This is a genomic window from Streptomyces sp. NPDC087420 (assembly GCF_044744165.1).
Taxonomy (GTDB): domain Bacteria; phylum Actinomycetota; class Actinomycetes; order Streptomycetales; family Streptomycetaceae; genus Streptomyces.
The window spans coordinates 357,192-377,607 of the sequence record NZ_JBIUXU010000009.1 but is presented as its reverse complement, the minus strand read 5'-3'; the positions used below and the strand labels follow the sequence as shown (position 1 = coordinate 377,607).

At 70.8% G+C, this 20,416-nt stretch carries 18 protein-coding genes; 10 read left to right on the top strand and 8 right to left on the bottom strand.

Features of this window, described 5'->3' with window-relative positions:
• Positions 1 to 26: 26 nt before the first annotated feature.
• Positions 27 to 1,079 (bottom strand): glycosyltransferase family 2 protein, encoded by a 1,053-nt coding sequence (locus ACIO1C_RS21190; RefSeq protein ID WP_401865740.1) that lies wholly within the window; start codon positions 1,077 to 1,079, stop codon positions 27 to 29.
• A gap of 308 nt (positions 1,080 to 1,387) precedes the next feature.
• On the opposite strand from ACIO1C_RS21190, the gene ACIO1C_RS21185 reads away from it, so the two are divergent.
• Positions 1,388 to 2,875, top strand: a complete 1,488-nt coding sequence (locus ACIO1C_RS21185; protein ID WP_401865841.1) for an LCP family protein — start codon at positions 1,388 to 1,390, stop codon at positions 2,873 to 2,875.
• Positions 2,876 to 2,914: 39 nt separating this feature from the next.
• Here ACIO1C_RS21185 and ACIO1C_RS21180 read toward each other — a convergent pair whose 3' ends face one another.
• A complete protein-coding gene (locus ACIO1C_RS21180; RefSeq protein ID WP_401865738.1) occupies positions 2,915 to 3,469 on the bottom strand; it encodes an acyl-CoA thioesterase in 555 nt (184 codons plus the stop codon).
• A gap of 129 nt (positions 3,470 to 3,598) precedes the next feature.
• On the opposite strand from ACIO1C_RS21180, the gene ACIO1C_RS21175 reads away from it, so the two are divergent.
• From ACIO1C_RS21175 to ACIO1C_RS21155, 5 genes are all read left to right on the top strand, one after another.
• A complete protein-coding gene (locus tag ACIO1C_RS21175) occupies positions 3,599 to 4,840 on the top strand; it encodes an LCP family protein (RefSeq protein ID WP_401865736.1) in 1,242 nt (413 codons plus the stop codon).
• Positions 4,841 to 5,001: 161 nt separating this feature from the next.
• A complete protein-coding gene (locus tag ACIO1C_RS21170; protein WP_327236333.1) occupies positions 5,002 to 5,250 on the top strand; it encodes a hypothetical protein in 249 nt (82 codons plus the stop codon).
• Positions 5,251 to 5,290: 40 nt separating this feature from the next.
• Positions 5,291 to 5,737 (top strand): DUF6879 family protein, encoded by a 447-nt coding sequence (locus ACIO1C_RS21165; RefSeq protein WP_401865734.1) that lies wholly within the window; start codon positions 5,291 to 5,293, stop codon positions 5,735 to 5,737.
• Between the two features lie 27 nt (positions 5,738 to 5,764).
• On the top strand, positions 5,765 to 6,613 hold the full coding sequence (locus tag ACIO1C_RS21160) for a helix-turn-helix domain-containing protein (protein WP_401865732.1): 849 nt from the start codon (positions 5,765 to 5,767) through the stop codon (positions 6,611 to 6,613).
• Positions 6,614 to 6,836: 223 nt separating this feature from the next.
• On the top strand, positions 6,837 to 7,952 hold the full coding sequence (locus ACIO1C_RS21155; RefSeq protein WP_401865730.1) for a methyltransferase domain-containing protein: 1,116 nt from the start codon (positions 6,837 to 6,839) through the stop codon (positions 7,950 to 7,952).
• Between the two features lie 117 nt (positions 7,953 to 8,069).
• Here ACIO1C_RS21155 and ACIO1C_RS21150 read toward each other — a convergent pair whose 3' ends face one another.
• A complete protein-coding gene (locus tag ACIO1C_RS21150) occupies positions 8,070 to 9,248 on the bottom strand; it encodes an acyl-CoA dehydrogenase family protein (RefSeq protein ID WP_401865728.1) in 1,179 nt (392 codons plus the stop codon).
• Positions 9,249 to 9,437: 189 nt separating this feature from the next.
• Here ACIO1C_RS21150 and ACIO1C_RS21145 point away from each other — a divergent pair, with 189 nt between their 5' ends.
• The gene (locus ACIO1C_RS21145) at positions 9,438 to 10,784 is read left to right on the top strand and encodes a UDP-glucose dehydrogenase family protein (RefSeq protein ID WP_401865726.1); all 1,347 of its coding nucleotides are present in this window, start codon (positions 9,438 to 9,440) and stop codon (positions 10,782 to 10,784) included.
• Positions 10,785 to 10,859: 75 nt separating this feature from the next.
• Here the strand turns inward: ACIO1C_RS21145 and ACIO1C_RS21140 are convergent, their stop codons facing one another.
• On the bottom strand, positions 10,860 to 11,987 hold the full coding sequence (locus ACIO1C_RS21140) for a dipeptidase (protein ID WP_401865724.1): 1,128 nt from the start codon (positions 11,985 to 11,987) through the stop codon (positions 10,860 to 10,862).
• A 239-nt stretch (positions 11,988 to 12,226) separates the two neighbouring features.
• On the opposite strand from ACIO1C_RS21140, the gene ACIO1C_RS21135 reads away from it, so the two are divergent.
• Positions 12,227 to 12,985 (top strand): response regulator transcription factor, encoded by a 759-nt coding sequence (locus ACIO1C_RS21135; RefSeq protein WP_401865722.1) that lies wholly within the window; start codon positions 12,227 to 12,229, stop codon positions 12,983 to 12,985.
• The gene (locus ACIO1C_RS21130; protein ID WP_401865720.1) at positions 12,975 to 15,032 is read left to right on the top strand and encodes a sensor histidine kinase; all 2,058 of its coding nucleotides are present in this window, start codon (positions 12,975 to 12,977) and stop codon (positions 15,030 to 15,032) included. Before ACIO1C_RS21135 ends, ACIO1C_RS21130 begins: the two co-directional genes overlap by 11 nt.
• 450 nt (positions 15,033 to 15,482) lie before the next feature.
• Here ACIO1C_RS21130 and ACIO1C_RS21125 read toward each other — a convergent pair whose 3' ends face one another.
• From ACIO1C_RS21125 to ACIO1C_RS21115, 3 genes are read right to left on the bottom strand one after another with little or no spacing between them, the layout of a single operon-like run.
• Positions 15,483 to 16,676, bottom strand: a complete 1,194-nt coding sequence (locus tag ACIO1C_RS21125; RefSeq protein WP_401865718.1) for a dipeptidase — start codon at positions 16,674 to 16,676, stop codon at positions 15,483 to 15,485.
• A gap of 5 nt (positions 16,677 to 16,681) precedes the next feature.
• Complete coding sequence (purE, locus tag ACIO1C_RS21120) at positions 16,682 to 17,206, bottom strand: 5-(carboxyamino)imidazole ribonucleotide mutase (RefSeq protein WP_401865716.1); 525 nt, start codon at positions 17,204 to 17,206, stop codon at positions 16,682 to 16,684.
• Complete coding sequence (locus tag ACIO1C_RS21115; RefSeq protein WP_401865714.1) at positions 17,203 to 18,342, bottom strand: 5-(carboxyamino)imidazole ribonucleotide synthase; 1,140 nt, start codon at positions 18,340 to 18,342, stop codon at positions 17,203 to 17,205. The genes purE and ACIO1C_RS21115 overlap by 4 nt, the downstream gene beginning before the upstream one ends.
• A 231-nt stretch (positions 18,343 to 18,573) precedes the next feature.
• On the opposite strand from ACIO1C_RS21115, the gene ACIO1C_RS21110 reads away from it, so the two are divergent.
• Positions 18,574 to 19,065: a GtrA family protein gene (locus ACIO1C_RS21110; protein ID WP_401865839.1), complete on the top strand. Its 492-nt coding sequence runs from the start codon at positions 18,574 to 18,576 to the stop codon at positions 19,063 to 19,065.
• 20 nt (positions 19,066 to 19,085) lie between these two features.
• On the opposite strand, the gene ACIO1C_RS21105 is transcribed toward ACIO1C_RS21110, so the two are convergent.
• Entirely contained in the window at positions 19,086 to 20,381 is a 1,296-nt protein-coding gene (locus tag ACIO1C_RS21105) for an ATP-binding protein (protein ID WP_401865713.1), read from the bottom strand.
• Positions 20,382 to 20,416 lie beyond the last annotated feature (35 nt).

Here is a 20,416-nt window from a genome sequence, read left to right as displayed (position 1 = left end):
GGGACTTTGGTGTACGGCGGCGGCGGTCAGGCCGTCGTGACGTCGTTCGCGTCCGTGGTCGCGGCGGAGCCGGTCCGCACCGGCGGGCGGCGGCTCGCGATGACCTTCTTCGCCAGGGAGCGCGGGCTGGTGAGGAAGCCGTACCCCCACGACATGTGCATCGTCGCCAGGGCCACCGGGATCCGCAGCCGGGCACCCAGCGACAGGCCCTTGCCCGCCGGGACCGAGCCCGCGGTGATCGCGGCGAGGTACCCGGCCGGTACGACGAAGGCCCACGGGGTGAGCACCGCGCCGGCCACGATGCCCGCGGCGATGACACACACGGCCGTCGGCGGGGCGAGGTAGCGGAGGTTGATCGAGCCCGCGTGGTAGCGGGCGACGACGTGGCGCCAGCGGCCGTAGTCCTTGTACTGCTTGGCGAGCGCCCTGACCGAGGGCCGCGGGCGGTACTGGACCCGCAGCTCCGGGGAGAACCAGATCGCGCCGCCGGCCTCGCGGATACGGAAGTTCAGCTCCCAGTCCTGGGCGCGGATGAACTCCACGTTGTAGCCGCCCGCCCGCTCCAGCGCCTCGCGGCGGAAGACACCCAGGTAGACGGTCTCGGCGGGGCCGGCCTCGCCCCCGGTGTGGAAGGCGGCGTTCCCGACGCCGATCTTCGAGGTCATGGCGGCGGCGACCGCGTTCTCCCAGTCGTTCTCGCCCTCGGCGTGCATGACACCGCCGACGTTCTGCGCGCCCGTCTCCTCCAACAGCCTGACGGCGGTGGCGATGTAGTTCGGCGACAGCATGCCGTGGCCGTCGACCCGTACGACGACGGGGTGCGTCGAGGCGCCGATCGCGGCGTTCAGCGCCGCCGGGGTGCGGCCGGTCGGGTTGGGCACGGTGTGGACGCGGGGGTCCTCCCGTACCAGCTCGGCGGCGATCTCGTCCGTACGGTCCGTGGAGGGACCGAGCGCGATGACCACCTCCATCTCGCCGGCGTACTCCTGCTCCAGGATGTGCCGGACGGAGTTCCTCAGATGACGTTCCTCGTTGAGCACCGGCATGATCACGGACACCGCGGGCGACACGACAGGCATGGAGGTTCGGGGTCCTTCGGGAGACGGCGGTATGGCCGCCACGTTACCGCGAACGGGGGACAGCGACGCGCGCCGCCCGGCCGTATCCGTTGCCGCTGATCGTATGGGCCTACGGTGCTCACGATCCCTCACCCGCCCGCCACCGGCCTCGTCGTACCCTCGTCCCCACCGCGGAGGTGTCCCCCGTGCCCACGCCGCCCCGCTCCCCCCGTCCGGCCCGCCGCCCGGCCGCCGCCCGCCCGCGGCCGCCGGTCAGGCGCGGAACCGGACGGCGGCCGGTACGGCGGGACGGGCGGCCCCGCTGGGGGATGCGGGCGGCGACCACCCTGTCCGTGCTCGTGCTGGCCGCCGGCGGGATCGGCCACGCGGTGGTGACCAGCCTCGGCACCGGGATCGACCGGGTCGACGCGTTCAAGGACATGAAGAACCGGCCCGACCCGGGCCACGGCCTCAACCTCCTCCTCGTCGGCACCGACGGCCGGGACAGGATCACCGAGGCGGAGCGCCAGAAGTACCGGCTCGGCGGCGCGCCCTGCCACTGCACCGACACGATGATGCTGGTCCACCTCTCGGAGGACGGGAAGCGCGCCAGTGTCGTGAGCCTGCCGCGCGACAGTTACGCCGAGATCCCCGCGCACACCGACACCACCACGGGCAAGAAGCACAAGACACACCCGGTGAAGATCAACGCGGCGTACGCGGAGGGCGGCCCCAACCTGACCGTCAGGACCGTGGAGCACATGACGGGGGTGAAGATCAGCCACTACCTGGAGGTCGACTTCACCAGCTTCATGAAGACGGTCGACACGGTCGGCGGGGTCGAGATCTGCACCCCCCGGGCGCTGAAGGACTCGTACACCGGACTCGACCTGACCCCCGGCACCCACCGGCTCGACGGCGGCCAGGCGCTCCAGTACGTACGGTCACGGCACATCGACGGCAACGCCGACCTCGGCAGGATGCAGCGCCAGCAGCGCTTCGTCGCGGCGCTGATCAGCCGGGCCACGAGCAGCGGGGTCCTGCTGAACCCGGTGAGGTTCCGCGATGTCACCCGGGCCCTGCTGGGTTCGGTACGGGCGGACGCGGACTTCGGCGCGCGGCAGTTGCTGAGCCTGAACAAGGCGATGCGCGGCTTCTCCCCGTCGTCCTCGGAGTTCACCTCCGTACCGCTGCTGGCCAAGGGGGTGTCGCTGCCGGGCATCGGCTCGACGGTGAAGTGGGACCCGGAGAAGTCGGAGAAGCTGTTCCGGGCGCTGCGCGAGGACAGGCCGCTGGCGCTGCCGGGGCCGCCGGTGCCACGGGACCCGGCGGCGGGGCCCGCGCCGGGGCCGTCGCGTCCGCAGCCGTCCCCGGTACGGCCGTCCTCCGCGCCACCGTCCCCCGTACCGGCGTCGAAGCGGCCGGGACCCGCCGGGTCGCCCAGGGCCGCGCTCGTCGACGTGAAGCCGGAGGGGATCCGGGTGCAGGTCTACAACGCGACCCGGACGGACGGCCTGGGCAAGCAGGTCGACCACGCGCTGCGCGCCGCCGGCTTCCGTACGACCGGCGCGCCGCTCACCGCGGACGTACGGGACGTCCGGCGCACGCAGGTGCTGTACGACCCCCGGTGGGACCGCTCGGCCCGGTCCCTGGCGACCGCGCTGCCCGGCAGCGAGCTGCGGGCCGTGAAGGGGCAGGGCGGGACGCTCAAGGTGCTGGCGGGGTCGGAGTACCGGGCGGTGGCGCCGGTACGGGTGGAGGCGACGCCGGCGGGACGGTTCGAGGCGCTGACGGGGGACCAGGTGGCGTGCCCCTGACGTCGGGACAGCCGGCGGCCCGCCGACACACCGGTCGGGTCAGTTCTCGCGCGCGTCCCGCGTGTCGTCGAATCCCTCGGCCGCGCGCTTCTCCCGCAGTTCCTTGATGGCGCGGCGCCGGGCGAGCCGGTGCGTACGCCGGATCTGCGCCTCCTGGTAGCGCCGCCGGTCCCGTTCGGTCTCCGGGACCACCGGCGGTACGGGGCGTGGCCTGCCGTCCGCGTCGACGGCAGCGAAGACGAGGTAGGCGGAGCCGACCTGGGTGGCGGGCGTGGACTCGTTCCAGCGCTCGGCCATGACCCGTACGCCGACCTCCATGCTGGAGCGTCCTGTCCAGTTCACCTGGGCGCGTACGTGGACGAGGTCGCCGACCCTGACCGGCTCCAGGAAGACCATCTCGTCCATGGAGGCGGTGACGGCGGGGCCGCCGGAGTGCCGGCCCGCGACGGCGCCCGCCGCGTCGTCCACCAGCTTCATGATCACGCCGCCGTGCACCGTACCCAGCAGATTGGTGTCGCCGCCGGTCATGATGTGGCTGAGCGTGGTCCGGGACGCGGAGGTCGGTTTCCCCGGAAGATCCGCCTGGGCTGTCATGCCTCCACCCTATGTGGGGGGTCTGTGGCGTTCCGATACGGGTCGCATTGCATCAGCTTGGCAACAGGGCCGACCCGATTCCTCACCCGCCCTGTCAGCGGCCGGGCGGACCCCGGCACACTGGCTGACATGAACGATTGGCCCGAGGGGCGGAACGGCGGAAGCGGCGGACGTTACGGACGCGGCAGCACGGGCGCGCAGCCCGAGGGCGCCCGCGCGACGCCCCCTGTGCAGGCGCCGCAGGGCGTGCCCCAGCAGCAGGGGTACGACAGCGGCTACAACACGGGCCAGGTCTACGGCGCGCCCGCCGGGGGCGGTGGGGGCGGCGGTGGCGGTGGCGGTCAGGGCGGCTACCCCGGGCCCGCGCCGGCGTCCGGGCCGCGGCAGGCGCCGGACTGGCGCCGCCGGCTCAAGATCGGTTCGCTGGTCCTGGTCGTCGCGATCCTCGCCGTCTCCATCGGGACGTACTTCTGGGCCGACGGCAAGCTCAAGCGCGAGGTCGACCTCTCGAAGGTCATCGACCGCCCGGCGGAGGGCGACGGCACGAACTACCTGATCGTCGGTTCCGACAGCCGGGAAGGCATGTCCTCGGAGGAGAAGAAGGACCTCCACACCGGCTCGGCCGAGGGCAAGCGCACCGACTCGATGATGATCCTGCACACGGGGTCCAACGGTCCGACGCTGATCTCGCTGCCGCGTGACTCGGACGTGACGATCCCGTCGTTCAAGGGCTCGGAGTCGGGCAAGGTGTTCCCGGCGCAGCCGAACACGCACAAGAAGCTGAACGCGGCGTACGCCGAGGACGGTCCCACCCTGCTCGTCCGCACCATCGAGGCCAAGACCGGGCTGCGGATAGACCACTACGTCGAGATCGGCTTCGCGGGCTTCGCCAACATCGTGGACTCGATCGGCGGCGTGGAGCTCGACATCCCGAAGGCCTTCAAGGACAAGAAGTCCGGCGCCGACTTCAAGGCGGGCAAGCAGACCCTGGACGGCGAGCAGTCGCTGGCATTCGTCCGGACGCGGTACGCGTTCGCCGGCAGTGACCTCGACCGTACGAAGAACCAGCAGAAGTTCCTCGCGGCCCTGGCCTCCCAGACGGCGACCCCGGGCACCATCCTCAACCCGTTCACGTTCTACCCCACCATGGGCGCGGGCCTGGACACCCTCATCGTGGACAAGGACATGTCCCTGTACTCGCTGGGCAAGATGTTCTTCGCGATGAAGGGCGTCACGGGGGGCGACGGCACCTCGATGAACATCCCGCTCGCGGGCAGCTCGGGCGGCAATCTCCTCTGGGACGCGGCGAAGGTCAAGCAACTGGTGACCCAGCTCAACAACGACGAAAAAGTAACGGTGAAGAGCAACTGACCCCACCGCCGCAGCTCGCCACCTCGCACGCAGGGGCACCCGGATCCGGGTGCCCCTGCGGTCGTCAAATGAGCCAGGTTTGCGCCGTCTTGACGTAGGCGCCCCACCGCGACGAAGCTCATGCGACAAGTCGCAACACGCTCGACGCGGGAGAGGTAGCCATGTCATTAGTCTTCTTCGGCAAAGACCCGGACACCGACGAGGATCATTGCCCGACCGTGTGGGTGGATGACGAGAACGGTGACTTCGTCTTTCAGGGGTGGAGAGCGGACGCCGCGACAGAGAAGAAGTGCCTGGAAGTCGGTCCGATTCCCTGCACCGAAACCGTCGTCAGGATTCCGGCCCGGATGGTGGCGCAGATCAGGAAGGCATGCGATGCCGCGGAACGCTCAGCAGCCGAGCTTCGCTGAGTGCATCCGGGGTACGGACCGCTCAGCGGTCCACCTGGAGATGCGAGACGACTACGGCGACAACGATCGGTTCGCGGCATGGCGACGTGGCGACCGGATCGACTGGGACAACTTGCCGTCGTGGTGGCGAGCCTTTCACGACCAGATCGCCGAGGCGGTCGCGCGCGGCGTATCCGTCCGCCGGGCCAGAATCGTCAGCGAACCGGTGTCCGAATACATTCGTTGGGAGCACGAGATGACCCGGGCCAATCTCGCCGCCGGCGAGCAGGTCCGATGGGTGCCGCGGCGTCTCGCTTCAACCCTCCTGCTTCCGTGTAACGACTACTGGCTCTTCGACGACAGGCTGGCGAGGGTGCACCACTTCGCCGGGAACGGTTCGCTCGTCACGGACGAATTCACCTCGGAGCCGGACACTCTGAAGCTGTTCGCCGCATCGTTCGAATCTGCGTGGGAGCTTGGGATCCCTCACGACGAATACCAGTTCTGATCGTCTCCCTCACCTCTCAGTCAGCTCATGCCTTCGTCTTCCCTCTCCAGTGCCCAGGCGGCACGCGAGTCCTTGGCCGCGCGGCTCAAGGAACTGCGCCTCGACGCCGACCTGACCATGCAAGAGCTGGCTGATCGATGCGCCTGGAACAAGGCGAAGACCTCACGCGTCGAGGCCGCCAGGACGGCCCCCTCAGATGCCGACATCCGAGCCTGGTGCGGGGCCTGCGGCGCCGAGGAGCAAGCGGCTGACCTCATCGCCTCTTCGCGTTCCGCGGACTCGATGTACGTCGAGTGGCGGCGCATGCAGCGCACCGGCCTGCGCAGGCTCCAACAGGCGAATGCCCCGCTGTACGAGCGCACGCGGCTCTTTCGCGTGTATTGCGCCCAAGTCGTGCCCGGACTTCTCCAGACCCAGGACTACGCCCACGCGCTGCTCTCCCTCATCGCGGATTTCCGCGGCCTCCCGAACGATGTCGGCGAAGCCGCCGCAGCCCGCGTGGACCGGTCGCACCTCATCCGGGACGGCCTTCACCGCGTGGTCGTACTCATCGAGGAGGACGTACTCACCCACCGCATCGGCGGCGACAGTGTGATGGCCGCCCAACTCGCCCACCTGCTGGCGGCGATGGCGTATCCAGCCGTGTCGATCGGCATCATCCCCCGGTCCACGCACCGCGTCATGTGGGGCCCTGAGACGTTCACCATGTTTGATGACCAGCGGGTGCACGTCGAGTTGCTGGCCGCGAAGGTCACTGTGACCACGCCGACGGAAGTAAAGGTGTATCAGGGGGCTTTCGCCCGGCTGGCCGCGATGGCCGTCTACGGCCCCCGAGCCCGAACCCTGATCAGCAGGGCGATCGACGCCCTCGACTAATTGCTCTGCAACAGCCTGCAACATCGTGGACCGGCAACTCGATTCTTTCGTAGCGTCGTTGTCGGAACGAATCACGCGATCAACACGAAGCGAGGCTGAGATGGGAAAAAAGGGCGGAAGCCACTCCGGGACACCGGATACCTCCAGCAGTGACGGCCACCGGGACAAGCCGCCGGGCCCGACCCGTCCCTACGAGCCCCCGCCGAAGAAGAAGTGAGGCCCGATGACAACACAACACCGGCTTGTTCAGAGCCTCCTGGGAAAGGGCGCGCTGCCTGCGGAGTGGCAGGACGCCGTGGCGTCCGTGGATCGGGCCCTGTTCATCCCCGAGGTGATCGTGGGCGGTGACTTCGCCGAGGACCCGGAAGAATGGTTGCGGATCGTCTACACGGACGGGCCGGTCGTGACCCAGGTCAACGACGGGAAGCCCACGGCCGACGATGCCTTCCGGTTGCCTACGTCGTCCTCGTCCATGCCGTCGGTCATGCTCGAAATGCTCGCCCTGCTGGATGTACGGGACGGGCATCGAGTCCTGGAGATCGGCACCGGCACCGGCTACCACGCCGCATGGCTCTCCCACCGCCTGGGCGAGAGCAACGTGACCAGCGTGGAGCTGGACGAGACGGTACTGTCCCTGGCCGACGAGAATCTGAAACGGGCAGGGTTCCGCCCGACGACAGTTCTCGGCAACGGCCGCGACGGCCACCACCAGGGGGCGCCGTACCACCGGATCGTCTGCACCTGCGGCATGCGGGACGTGCCACAAGCGTGGTTGGAGCAGTGCCCGAACGGGCGGGTTGTCACGCCTTGGGGGAGCAGCTTCTTCAGCGGCTCGTTCGCCACCCTGGACGTGGTGGACGGGAAGGCCCAGGGCACGTTCTCCGGGTCTCCGGCCTTCATGTGGGATCGCACCCATCGGGGCGGGGCCGGGCGCGTCGCAGACCTGTACCACCAGGAACAAGGAGTGAAGGGGACGACGGACATCCCGCCGCAGAACGTCATCCAGGACGATCCGGCGTTCTTCATCGGCCTGGCCGTCACCGACGCGTGGTTCCGGTGGTGCGACGCGGACGACAACAGCGGGGAGGCCACCCTGTGGTTCTTCGCCGACGACGGCACGTCATGGGCGACGGTGGAGTACGTCCCGGACGCGGAGACTTACGAGGTCGAGCAGTACGGCCCTCGAACGCTGTGGGACGACGTACGTGAGGTATTCCTTCGGTGGCATGACCTGGGGAAGCCCGAACGGTCCCGCTTCGGGCTGTCGGTGGACGGGAACGGCCAGCGGGTGTGGATGGACGACCCCCATCGCCCCGTCGACCAGCCTGGGCGGCTGTAGATCGCAAGCGGGCGGCACGCACACCGCCCGCCCGCCCGCTTGCTTGCCCGCTTGCTTGCTTGCTTGCCCGCTTGCTTGCTTGCTTGCTCCAAGAACGCGTCCGACCTGCGAAGTCCCCTACGGCAGGTTCCGGGCCATGACGATGCGCTGGATCTGGTTCGTGCCCTCGTAGATCTGGGTGATCTTGGCGTCGCGCATCATGCGTTCCACCGGGTAGTCGCGGGTGTAGCCGTAGCCGCCGAGGAGTTGGACCGCGTCCGTGGTGATGTCCATCGCCGCGTCCGAGGCGAAGCACTTGGCCGCCGCGCCGAAGAAGGTCAGGTCCTCCTTCGTGGCGCCCGCCGTGACGCGTTCCGAGCGGGCCGCCGCCGCGTAGGTGAGCTGGCGGGCCGCTTCGAGCTTCATCGCCATGTCGGCGAGCATGAACTGGACGCCCTGGAAGTCCGCGATCGGCTTGCCGAACTGTTTGCGCTCCTGGACGTATCCCTTCGCGTAGTCCAGGGCGCCCTGGGCGATGCCGAGGGCCTGGGCCGCGATGGTGATGCGGGTGTGGTCCAGGGTCTTCATCGCGGTGGCGAAGCCCGTACCCTCCGCGCCGATCAGGCGGTCCGCGGGGATGCGGACGTGGTCCAGGTAGACCTCACACGTCGGGGAGCCCTTGATGCCGAGCTTCTTCTCCGGGGCGCCGAAGGACACGCCCGGGTCGGACTTCTCGACCACGAAGGCGCTGATGCCCTTGGTGCGCCGGTCGGGATCGGTGACGGCCATGACCGTGTAGTACTCGGACACACCGGCGTTGGTGATCCAGCGCTTCACGCCGTCGAGGACGTAGTGGTCGCCGTCCCGTACCGCCTTGGTCTTCATGCCGCCCGCGTCCGAGCCCGCGTCCGGCTCCGAGAGGGCGTACGAGAACATCGCGTCCCCCTTCGCCAGCGGGCCGAGGTACTTCTTCTTCAGGTCCGGGGAGCCGGAGAGGATCACCGGCAGCGAGCCCAGCTTGTTCACGGCGGGGATCAGGGAGGACGAGGCGCAGACGCGCGCGACCTCTTCGATGACGATCACGGTGGCGAGCGCGTCGGCGCCCGCGCCGCCGTACTCCTCGGGGACATGGATGGCGTGCAGGTCCGAGGCGACCAGCGCGTCCAGCGCCTCCTGCGGGAAGCGGGCCTCCTCGTCGACGGCGGCGGCGAACGGGCCGATCTTCGCCTCGGCGAGCGCGCGGACGGTCTCGCGGAGCATGTCGTGCTCTTCGGACGGGCGGTACAGGTCGAAATCAGCCGATCCGGCCACGGTCATTCACTCCCCAGGGATGCTAACTACCGTTAAGTAACTCGATTTTAGGGGCCTGGTGCGGAAGGGGCGTACGTGAGTTTGGTGACAGCTGTCCCACGGCCGCCCCGCACACCTGGAATGCCCCTGCGGAACGCCCGTGACACGCGGCTATGCTCAGGCACCGCACCCCGCCCGCACCCCCAGGAGCTCCGCATGGCCCTCAAGATCACCGTGATCGGCACCGGATACCTCGGCGCCACGCACGCCGCGGCCATGGCGGAACTGGGCTTCGAGGTGCTGGGACTCGACGTGGTGCCCGAGAAGATCGAGATGCTCTCGGCGGGCCGCGTCCCGATGTACGAACCCGGGCTGGAAGAGCTGCTCGGCAAGCACGTCGCCGGCATCGAGGGGTCGAGCGGGCGGCTGCGCTTCACGATGGACTGGGCGGAGGTCGCCGAGTTCGGCGATGTGCACTTCGTCTGCGTCAACACCCCGCAGAAGCACGGCGAGTACGCGTGCGACATGAGTTACGTCGACTCCGCGATGGAGAGCCTCGCCAAGCACCTGAACCGGCCCGCGCTGGTGGTCGGCAAGTCCACCGTGCCGGTCGGCAGCGCCGAGCGGATCGCCACCAGGATCGCCGAGCTGGCACCCGCCGGCGGCGAGGTGGAGCTGGCCTGGAACCCGGAATTCCTGCGCGAGGGCTTCGCCGTACAGGACACCCTCCACCCGGACCGGGTGGTGGCCGGGGTCCGCAGCGAGCACGCGGAGCGGGTCCTGCGCGAGGTGTACGCGACGCCGCTCGCCGAGGGCTCGCCTTTCGTGGTGACGGACTTCCCGACCGCCGAGCTGGTGAAGACCGCCGCGAACTCCTTCCTCGCCACGAAGATCTCCTTCATCAACGCGATGGCCGAGGTCTGCGAGGCGGCGGGCGGGGACGTACAGAAGCTGGCGGAGGCGCTCGGGTACGACGAGCGGATCGGGAAGAAGTTCCTGCGGGCCGGGATCGGCTTCGGCGGCGGCTGTCTCCCGAAGGACATCCGCGCGTTCATGGCGCGCGCCGGGGAACTGGGCGCCGACCAGGCCCTGACCTTCCTGCGCGAGGTCGACTCGATCAACATGCGCCGCCGCCGCGACATGGTGGAGCTGGCGCGGGAGGCGGTCGGCGGTGACTCGTCGTTCCTCGGGAAGCGGGTCGCGGTGCTGGGCGCGACCTTCAAGCCGGACTCGGACGACGTACGGGACTCCCCCGCGCTCAACGTCGCCGGCCAGATCCACCTCCAGGGCGGTCAGGTGACGGTGTACGACCCCAAGGGCATGGAGAACGCCAAGCGGCTCTTCCCGACGCTCGGGTACGCGGACTCGGCGGTGGAGGCGGTACGGGGCGCCGATGTTGTCCTGCACCTCACGGAGTGGCGGGAGTTCCGGGAGCTGGACCCGGCGGCCCTGGGGGCGGCGGCGTCCCGCCGGCTGATCCTGGACGGGCGCAACGCCCTGGACCCCGAGGTGTGGCGCGCGGCGGGCTGGACGTACCGGGCGATGGGGCGGCCCCGCGCCTGACGCGGGGGTGGGGGCCCCGCGCCTGACCGCCCGGCGGGCGCCGGGCGGGTGTTCAGGGGCACGGGCCCGGCGGGCTCATCTGCCGTCCAGGTCCTCCATCATCGCGGTCGACGGACCGCGGCGCTGCTGCGCCGCCCGGGCCGCGAACTCCGTGTCCCGTACCACCCGCGCCGCGTTGCCCCAGGTCAGGGCCGCCAGATCGGCCTCGTCCCAGCCCCGGTCGAGGAGTTCCGCGATCAGCCGGGGGTAGCGCGAGCTGTCCTCCAGGCCGGCGGTACGGGGGCCTCCGGCCTCCAGACCGTACGACCCCGACAGGCCCACGGACTCCGGGCCCGCCACCTCCCGTACATGCTCGACATGGTCGGCGACGTCCCGGACGGACGGCCGGCCCGCACCACGGGCGACCTGTTCCGGGGCGAAGCTCACCATGCAGACGCCGTGGTTGGCGGGGAGCAGTTCCAGGGCGTCGTCGGCGGCGTTGGCCGGGTGGTCGGTCAGGGCGCGGGCCGCCGAGTGGGACAGCAGGACGGGCGCCTTCGCGACCGCGAGCGCGGCGCGCATCGTGGCGGAGGTGGTGCCGGACAGGTCGACTAGCACGCCGAGGCGGTTCATCTCCCTGACCATCTCCTGGCCGAAGCGGGTCAGTCCGTCGGCGGCCCAGCCGGCGCCGGCGAGCGCGACACACCGTACGCCCAGCGCGTGGTAGCCGCGCAGGGTGCCGATGGAGTCGCCCAGGGCGGGCCCCGCGACCGGGCCGAGGAGGGATGCCACGCGGCCGCAGTTGCGGGCGTCGGCGAGGTCACCGGCGTTCAGCGCGAGGCGCAGGCCCTCCGGGCAGTTCGAGATCAGCGCCCGCACGAGATCGATCAGCTCCAGGGTGGAGCTGATCGCGCGGTTCTGGTCGACGGCCTGTCCGGGGACGGCCAGGGACCAGAACTGTCCGCCGACACCTCCCGCGCGGATCCGCGGGATGTCGGTGTCGAGCGCCGCCTCGCCCAGCTCCAGGTCGTGCGGGCTGATCTGCCGGAGCGCCTGGGCCAGGCTGTTGTGGCCGTCGATGACGGGGTGGGCGGCGAGCAGTGCCCGGGCCCGCTCGTCCGAGCCGGGCTCGGTGGGGGCCGGGTCCGTCGTTTCGGACGGATCGGCCGAGGAAGGGGAAGAGGACGTGGTCGTGATGTACGGATCGTCTTGCAGATCTGCCATTACGAGGCTCCGGGGTCGTCGGTGACGGCAGTTCTGCCACCGTGCCACGGGAGCGCCCGGGGGTCGCGGCGGACGGGGCGTTCGGGCGTACGGCCCCCGGCGGGCGGGGCGGACGCGTGTCCCCCGGTCTCCCGGAAATGTCAGAAACCTGTCAGGAACCGATGGTCGGTCGATGGTCCCCGCCCCCCTGGGCCCCCTCCCGCCCCTCCTGACCCGCGCCCGTTCCTAGACTCGCACGCATGTGCGCGCACGTGGTGGTCGCCGAGGACGACAAGAAGCAGGCCGAACTGGTCCGCCGCTATCTGGAGCGGGAGGGCCACGACGTGGTGGTCGTGCACGACGGCAGGGCGGCGCTGGAGCAGGTACGGCGCAGGCCACCGGACCTCCTCGTCCTGGACGTGATGATGCCCAAGGTCGACGGTCTTGACGTGTGCCGGATCCTGCGGACCGAGTCCGGCCTGCCGGTGCTGATGCTGACCGCGCGCTCCACCGAGGACGACCTGCTGCTCGGGCTGGACCTGGGGGCGGACGACTACATGACCAAGCCGTTCAGCCCGCGCGAGCTGATGGCGCGGATCCGTTCGCTGCTGCGCAGGAGCGCCCGTACGGCCGCCGCCGCGCCGCCCCCCGACCCCGTCCTGACGGTCGGGGCGCTGCGGGTCGACCCCGGGCGGCACGAGGTGTGGGCGCACGGGCGGCGGGTCGAGTGCACGCCGGGCGAGTTCCGGCTGCTGGAGGTGCTGGCGGAACGGCCGGGGCAGGTCTTCACGCGGGCCCAGATCCTGGAGCAGCTGCACGGGTTCGACCGCTACATCACCTCGCGGACGGTGGATGTGCACGTGATGAACCTCCGTAAGAAGATCGAGCCGCGTCCGCGTGCGGCGCGGACGTTGGTGACGGTGTACGGGGTGGGGTACAAGCTCGCGGACGGCGGGGGCGCGGGTTCTGGTGATGGCGGCGGTCCCGGTCGCCCCGGGGGGCCCGTCCATGCGTCGTAGCGCCCCCGCCGGCATCAGTACCGGCCGGAACGTACCTCTGCGCCGGAGTCTGCTGCTGCGGCTGCTGGCGGTGACCGTACTGGTCTCGGTCTGTTCGGTCGCCGCGACCGCGTGGGTGGTCGTCCGGACGACGGCCGTCGCGATCCAGAAGGAACAGGGCCAGGCCCTCGCCGACGACGCGAAGATCTACGACCGCCTGCTGGGTTACGCGGCGACCCATCCGAGCTGGGACGGGGTGGGCCCCACGGTCGCGTCCCTCGCCGACGAGACCAAACACCGCATCGTGCTGCGGCAGGGCGAGGTGGCTGTCGCCGACTCCGTGCCCGCGCCGGAGCACCCGTACCGGCCTCCGTCGAAGCCGACCGCGATCGTCAACCCGCTCGCCGTCACCCCGGACCTGTCACGTACCGGCTCCGCGGACCGGATCGATCCGCGCGCGGTGGGCCCCTTCCGGCTGCCCCGGAAGGAACGCGAGACCCTGCGCCGGGCCGCGTCGCGGAGTGCGACCTGCCTGAGCAGCACCCTGGGCGTCACCGCCCAGGTCACGGACGAGCCCAACGGCCGGCCACGCCTGGTGGTCCCGAACGGCGACCCCGGCGCGGGGGAGCGCTGCACGGACACGACCCTGGACGCGCCGACGCGGACGGAGGCGAGGGCGCTGTCGGCGCTGAGCACCCTGGTCGACAAGTGCCTGGACCGGGTCCACGCGCCTCCGGTGGTACTGGCCAGGGACTTCACGTGGGCGCCCCCGACCCCGACTCCGGTGCCGGCACCGGCGGATGCGCCGCGGGGGGCGCCGCGGGGGGCGGGTGTGGGGGCCACGGTGGCTCCGGACGCCGTTTCGGGCTCGGGAGCCGCCTTGGGCTCGGGTGCCGTTCCGGGCTCGCGCGCGCCCCGGCTCCTGGGGGCCACCCCGAGCGCGAGCGCTCCCCCTGCCATGGCTGCCGCCCCCGTCAAGGCGCCGTCCGAGGACAACACCTCGCTCGTCAACACCTGTATCAGCACCAGCCGCGCGGAGCAGCTCGCGCCGTACGTGGCGCCCGTCGCGCTGCTGTACGTCAGCAGTCCGGCCCGCGCGGCCACGACGTTCTTCGACCTGTCCCGGGGCAACCGGGCGCGGATCGCCGGGGGCGCGGCGCTGGTCCTCCTGCTGACCGTCACGGTCACCACCCTGGCGGGCATCCGGCTCGTACGGCCCCTCCGGGCCCTGACCCACGCGGCCCGGCGCATGGAGGACGGCGACACCTCCGCGCGCGTCCGCGTGACCGGGGGCGACGAACTGGGGCGCCTCGCGGTGGCCTTCAACTCCATGTCGGAGCGGCGCGAGCAGTTGGAGTCCGTACGGAAGGCGATGGTCAGCGATGTCGCGCACGAGCTGCGGACGCCGCTGAGCAATATCCGGGGGTGGTTGGAGGCGGCGGAGGACGGCGTCGTCGCGCACGACCAGGTCCTCCTGACGTCTCTCCTGGAGGAGGCGCTGCTGCTCCAGCACGTCATCGACGACCTGCGGGATCTGTCGGCGGCGGACGCGGGTGAGTTGCGGCTGCGGAAGGAGTGGGTCGATGCGGGGGAGCTGCTGGCGCAGGCGGCGGTTGCGCATCGCGTGAACGCGGAGGGGGCGGGGGTGGCGCTTTCGGTCTCCTCCGGGTCCGCCGAGTCCTCTGAGTCCTTGGCCTCCCCCTTGCCGGGGCTGCTTCTGGAGGCGGATCCCGTACGGCTGCGCCAGGCGGTGGGCAACCTGGTCTCGAACGCGATCCGGCACACCCCGCGCGGCGGCGTGGTCACGCTACGGGCCCGCGCCGACGGCCCCCACCTCCTGATCGAGGTCGCGGACACGGGGAGCGGGATCGCCCCCGACGAACTCCCGCACGTCTTCGACCGTTTCTGGCGCGCGGAGAAGTCTCGGAGCCGTCAGACGGGTGGGAGTGGTCTGGGTCTGTCGATCGTGCGGAAGCTTGCGGAGGCGCATGGGGGTGGGGTGGGGGCGCGGAGTGAGGTGGGCGTGGGAACGGTCTTCACGTTGACGCTGCCGATTGGGCGGGCGTAGCCGTTGGTGGCCTGGCGGCCGGCTTTTGTCCTCAATCGCCGGACACGCTTGAATTTGCCCGCGCGCCCGTCGCCGGGTGCGGGTTACTGATGTCCTCAATCGCCGGACGGGCTTGATGGTGCCGCTGCGGCCCAGTGGCCTGGTGCGGGTCGTTGCCGGGGGCCGCGTCAAAACGACCTGGCCCACCCCGGGCGGGCGGGGTCGTTCACTTCCCGTCCGGCGTGAGGGGGGTGGGGTCGGAGGAGGTGCGTGTGTCCGGACGTAAAGCGTCGCAGCTCGCGCGAAGCGCGGTGACCACGCGGCGGAGCCGCATATGGATTGCAGCGCAGTCCGGACACACGTACCTCCGGAGGCCCCGCCCCCCGTCACCACGACAAACCAAGCCCGTCCGGCGATTGAGGACAACAGGCACGGCCGCCAGGCCGGGCGCAGCGCCCAGCGGGCGGAACGCTACCCGTCCAAAGACGACAACGTCGCCTGCGAAGGCGCCCGTTCCGACGACAGCGAACGAGCAACGTCCTCCCCCGCCCGAAGCACCCGCACCGCGTTCCCCCACGTCAGCTTCGACAGGTCCGACCGCGACCACCCCCGCGACAGAAGCTCCGCGATCAGGTTCGGGTAGCCCGAGACGTCGTCAAGGCCCACCGGCGTGAACGGCGTGCCGTCGAAGTCGCCGCCGATGCCGACGTGGTCGACGCCCGCGACCTCCCGCATGTGGTCCAGATGGTCCGCCACCGTCGTCACCAAGGCCCGCGGCCGCGGATTCTCCGCCTCGAACGCCTCGTGGACCTTCATCGCCTCCGCCGTCTTGGCCAGCGGATGCAGCCCGTGCGCGGTCATGTTCTCCCCCGCCGCCGCCGACCACGCCACCGCCTCCGGCAGGACGAACTGCGGTACGAAGGTGACCATCGCGAGGCCCCCGTTCGCGGGGAGCAGCGCGAGGACGTCGTCCGGGACGTTGCGCGGATGGTCACAGACCGCCCGCGACGACGAGTGCGAGAAGATCACCGGCGCCTCGGTCACCGCGAGCGCGTCCCGCATCGTCGTCGCGGCGACGTGCGAGAGGTCGACCAGCATGCCGAGGCGGTTCATCTCGCGGACGACCTCACGGCCGAACGCCGAGAGGCCGCCCACCGAGGGCACGTCCGTCGCCGAGTCCGCCCACGGGAGATTGTCGTTGTGGGTCAGCGTCATGTAGCGCACGCCCAGCGTGTACAGCGCCCGCAGCGTGGCCAGCGAGTTGTTGATCGAGTGCCCGCCCTCCGCGCCCATCAGGGAGGCGATACGGCCCTGCCGACGGGCCGTCTCCATGTCGTCGGCGGTCAGCGCGCGGGCCAGGTCCCGCGGATAGCGCGCGAGGAGCCGGCCGACCACGTCGATCTGTTCCAGTGTCGCGCTGACCGCGTCGTCCCCGGCCATGTCGGACCTGACGTACACGGACCAGAACTGCGCGCCGACCCCGCCCTTCCTGAGCCGGGGGATGTCGGTGTGCAGATGGGCCGACTGGTCGTCGGCGATGTCCAGGCGGTCCAGGTCGTACCTGACCTGCTCACGCAGCGCCCACGGCAGGTCGTTGTGGCCGTCGACCACGGGGAATTCGGCCAACAGGTCGTGCGCCTCTTCGAGGAAGTTCGTGGAGTCCATGGCCGTCACTTCCCGAAACCGAAGCTGTCCACACCCTGGACCTTGGCGCGCAGCCGCTTGCCCTTGTCCGTCGCCTGCTCGTTGAGCTCCTGGAGGAAGTCCCGCATCCGGGCCTGGAGCTCCGGGTCGTGCGCCGCGAGGATCCGGGCCGCCAGCAGCCCCGCGTTGCGCGCGCCGCCCACCGACACCGTCGCCACCGGGACGCCCGCGGGCATCTGGACGATGGACAGCAGGGAGTCCATGCCGTCCAGGTACTTGAGCGGTACGGGGACGCCGATCACCGGCAGCGGGGTCACCGAGGCGAGCATGCCGGGCAGAGCCGCCGCGCCGCCCGCGCCCGCGATGATCGCCTTGAGCCCGCGGTCCGCCGCGTTCTCGCCGTACGCGATCATCTCGCGCGGCATCCGGTGCGCCGAGACCACGTCGACCTCGTACGGGATCTCGAACTCGTCGAGGGCCTTCGCGGCGGCCTCCATGACGGACCAGTCGGAGTCCGAGCCCATGACGACGCCGACGAGAGGGGTGCTCATTCTGTGATCGTTCCTCGCAGGTAGCCGGCGGCATGGCGGGCGCGCTCCAGCACGTCGTCCAGGTCGTCGCCGTAGGTGTTGACATGCCCGACCTTGCGGCCGGGTTTCACGTCCTTGCCGTACATGTGGATCTTGAGCTGCGGATCCCTGGCCATGCAGTGCAGGTACGCCTGGTACATGTCGGGGTAGTCACCGCCGAGGACATTGCACATGACGGTCCAGGGCGCGCGCGGCCGGGGGTCGCCCAGCGGCAGGTCGAGCACCGCCCGCACGTGGTTGGCGAACTGCGAGGTGATCGCGCCGTCCTGCGTCCAGTGCCCGGAGTTGTGCGGGCGCATGGCCAGCTCGTTGACGAGGATCCGGCCGTCGGCCGTCTCGAACAGCTCGACCGCGAGGTGGCCGACGACGTCCAGTTCCTTGGCGAGGCGCAGGGCGAGCTGCTGGGCCTCGCCCGCCAGCTCGTCGGAGAGGCCGGGCGCGGGCGCGATGACCGTGTCGCAGACCCCGTCGACCTGCTGCGACTCGACGACGGGGTAGGCGACGGCCTGGCCGTGCGGGGAGCGGACGATGTTCGCCGCCAGCTCCCGTACGAAGTCGACCTTCTCCTCCGCGAGGACCGGGACGCCGGCCCGGAAGGGCTGCTCGGCGTCACGCTCGGACCGTACGACCCACACGCCCTTGCCGTCGTAGCCGCCTCGCACGGTCTTGAGGATGACCGGGAAGCCGCCCACCTCCGCGGCGAAGGCCGCGGCGTCGGCGGGGTCGGCCACGATGCGGTGGCGCGGGCAGGGCGCGCCCAGCTCGGTCAGCCTGGCGCGCATCACCCCCTTGTCCTGGGCGTGGACGAGCGCGTCGGGACCCGGGCGCACGGGAATGCCGTCCGCCTCCAGCGCGCGCAGATGCTCGATCGGCACGTGCTCGTGGTCGAACGTGATCACGTCACACCCGCGCGCGAAGTCACGCAGCGTGTCCAGGTCGTGGTAGTCGCCGATGACCACATCGCCGACCACCTGCGCCGCTGAGTCCTGGGGGGTGTCACTGAGGAGCTTGAATCTGAGGCCGAGGGGGATGCCCGCCTCGTGGGTCATACGGGCGAGCTGACCGCCGCCGACCATGCCGACTACCGGGAACGTCACGCCCCCAGAGTATCCGCCGTGCGACGGGACGGAGTCCGCGAGCGGTCCCGGAGGGGTCGGGGGAGGTCGATTGGGGTCCGGAGGCTTCGGGACGGGCCTCTGTGGGGCCTACCGTGCGTCACCTCCGCCTCAGGTGTGTCCTGGGCCACGGACCCGGCCCCGGGTCGGCCGACAGGGTCGCTGGTTAGCATGGCCGCACAGGACATCGACCGGACGGGGCTGAGCGGGCATATGGGCGAACGGGGCGCACTCCGTGTGCGACTGGACCGGCTCGTGCGCGAGGCGGCCAAGTTCGGTGCGGTGGGCGCCGTGGGACTGCTGGTCAATCTGGTGGTCTTCAACCTCGTACGGCACGCCACGGACGTGCCGGTGGTACGGGCCGGCATCCTCGCCACGGTCGTGGCGATCGTCTTCAACTACGTCGGCTTCCGCCACTTCACGTACCGGGACCGCGACAAGACCCGGCGTACGAAGGAACTGTCGCTGTTCCTGCTGTTCAGCGTGGTCGGCCTGGTGATCGAGAACGGGGTTCTCTACGCCGCGACGTACGGGTTCGGCTGGGACACCCCGCTCCAGAGCAACGTGTTCAAGTTCCTGGGCATCGGGGTCGCGACGCTGTTCCGCTTCTGGTCGTACCGCAGCTGGGTGTTCCGGTCCGTGCCGCTTCCCGCGGAGGCAGGCGAATCGTTCCTGGAGCGCAGTCCTGACCGGATACAGAGCTGACCGACGCGCACGCGCCGGGTTCAGCGGACCGGGCGGTCGTCGCCGTCGTCGCCGCCCCGCGGGGTGTGCGGCGCCTTGCGGGTACGGGCCTCCCTGCTGAGGAAGAGCGCGAAGACCGGCGGGTGCTGTTGGAGCAGTTCGAGCCGGCCGCCGTCCGCCTCCGCCAGGTCGCGGGCCACGGCCAGCCCGATGCCGGTGGAGTTGCGGCCGCTGATGGACCGCTCGAAGATCCGCGCGCCGAGGTCGGCGGGCACGCCGGGGCCCTCGTCGGTGACCTCGATGACGGACTGGTTGCCGGTGACGCGCGTGCGCAGCGCGACCGTACCGCCGCCGTGCATCAGTGAGTTCTCGATCAGGGCGGCGAGGACCTGGGCGACCGCGCCGGGGGTGCCGACGGCCCGCATGCCGTTGCGGCCCGAGCAGACGATCGCCCGTCCCGCGCTGCGGTAGGCCGAGCGCCACTCCTCCAGCTGCTGTTTGACGACCTCGTCGATGTCGAAGGCGACGGCGGAGCCGGTACGGGGGTCGCGCGCGTTGGTGAGGAGCCGCTCCACCACGTCCGTCAGCCGCTCGACCTGCGTGAGCGCGATCGTGGCCTCTTCCTTGACCGTGTCCAGGTCGTCGGTGGCGGAGATCTCCTCCAGCCGCATGGACAGGGCGGTGAGAGGGGTACGGAGCTGGTGCGACGCGTCCGCGGCGAGGCGCCGCTCGGCGGTGAGCATGCGGGCGATCCGCTCGGCGCTGGAGTCGAGGACGTCGGCGACCCGGTCCAGCTCGGGCACCGAGTACCGCTTGTGCCGGGGGCGCGGGTCGCCGGAGCCGAGGCGTTCCGCGGTCTCGGCGAGGTCGGTGAGCGGCGAGGCGAGTTTGTTGGCCTGCCGTACGGCGAGCAGGACGGCGGCGATGACGGCGAGGAGCGCGACCCCGCCGATGATCAGGAGGGTACGGCCGACCTCACGGGTGACGGAGGAGCGGCGCTCCTCGACCACCACCTTCTCGCCCTGCTCGCCGGTGGCCTTGCCCCGGATGACACTGCCGGTGGGGTGGTCGCCGAACTGGACGGGCGGGTGGCCGGGGATGTCGACCCGGGCGTAGCGGTCCTTGGTGATCTGGTCGGCCAGCATGCTGGGGGTGATGTTCTCTCCGCCGAGCAGCCGGCTGTCCACGATGCTGCCGATCCGGACGGCCTCGTTGTCCACGCTCTCCTGGGCGCTGCTGCTGATGGTGCGGGTCTCGACGATGACGAGCGACACCCCGAACACCGCGATGACGACCAGCACCACCGCGAGCGTGGAATTGATGAGACGACGGCGCAAGGTGCCCTCCGGGCGGGGTGGTGCGGGTCGTACCG

Bases quoted from the DNA above. Each gene is read 5' to 3' on its own strand.
- ACIO1C_RS21160 (WP_401865732.1), top strand. From the start codon at position 5,765: ATGCCTTCGTCTTCCCTCTCCAGTGCCCAGGCGGCACGCGAGTCCTTG.
- ACIO1C_RS21155 (WP_401865730.1), top strand. From the start codon at position 6,837: ATGACAACACAACACCGGCTTGTTCAGAGCCTCCTGGGAAAGGGCGCG.
- ACIO1C_RS21165 (WP_401865734.1), top strand. From the start codon at position 5,291: ATGCGAGACGACTACGGCGACAACGATCGGTTCGCGGCATGGCGACGT.
- ACIO1C_RS21150 (WP_401865728.1), bottom strand. From the start codon at position 9,248: ATGACCGTGGCCGGATCGGCTGATTTCGACCTGTACCGCCCGTCCGAA.
- ACIO1C_RS21190 (WP_401865740.1), bottom strand. From the start codon at position 1,079: ATGCCTGTCGTGTCGCCCGCGGTGTCCGTGATCATGCCGGTGCTCAAC.
- ACIO1C_RS21140 (WP_401865724.1), bottom strand. From the start codon at position 11,987: ATGGCAGATCTGCAAGACGATCCGTACATCACGACCACGTCCTCTTCC.
- ACIO1C_RS21185 (WP_401865841.1), top strand. From the start codon at position 1,388: ATGCGGGCGGCGACCACCCTGTCCGTGCTCGTGCTGGCCGCCGGCGGG.
- ACIO1C_RS21180 (WP_401865738.1), bottom strand. From the start codon at position 3,469: ATGACAGCCCAGGCGGATCTTCCGGGGAAACCGACCTCCGCGTCCCGG.
- ACIO1C_RS21135 (WP_401865722.1), top strand. From the start codon at position 12,227: ATGTGCGCGCACGTGGTGGTCGCCGAGGACGACAAGAAGCAGGCCGAA.
- ACIO1C_RS21175 (WP_401865736.1), top strand. From the start codon at position 3,599: ATGAACGATTGGCCCGAGGGGCGGAACGGCGGAAGCGGCGGACGTTAC.
- ACIO1C_RS21130 (WP_401865720.1), top strand. From the start codon at position 12,975: ATGCGTCGTAGCGCCCCCGCCGGCATCAGTACCGGCCGGAACGTACCT.
- ACIO1C_RS21170 (WP_327236333.1), top strand. From the start codon at position 5,002: ATGTCATTAGTCTTCTTCGGCAAAGACCCGGACACCGACGAGGATCAT.
- ACIO1C_RS21110 (WP_401865839.1), top strand. From the start codon at position 18,574: ATGGGCGAACGGGGCGCACTCCGTGTGCGACTGGACCGGCTCGTGCGC.
- purE (WP_401865716.1), bottom strand. From the start codon at position 17,206: ATGAGCACCCCTCTCGTCGGCGTCGTCATGGGCTCGGACTCCGACTGG.
- ACIO1C_RS21125 (WP_401865718.1), bottom strand. From the start codon at position 16,676: ATGGACTCCACGAACTTCCTCGAAGAGGCGCACGACCTGTTGGCCGAA.
- ACIO1C_RS21145 (WP_401865726.1), top strand. From the start codon at position 9,438: ATGGCCCTCAAGATCACCGTGATCGGCACCGGATACCTCGGCGCCACG.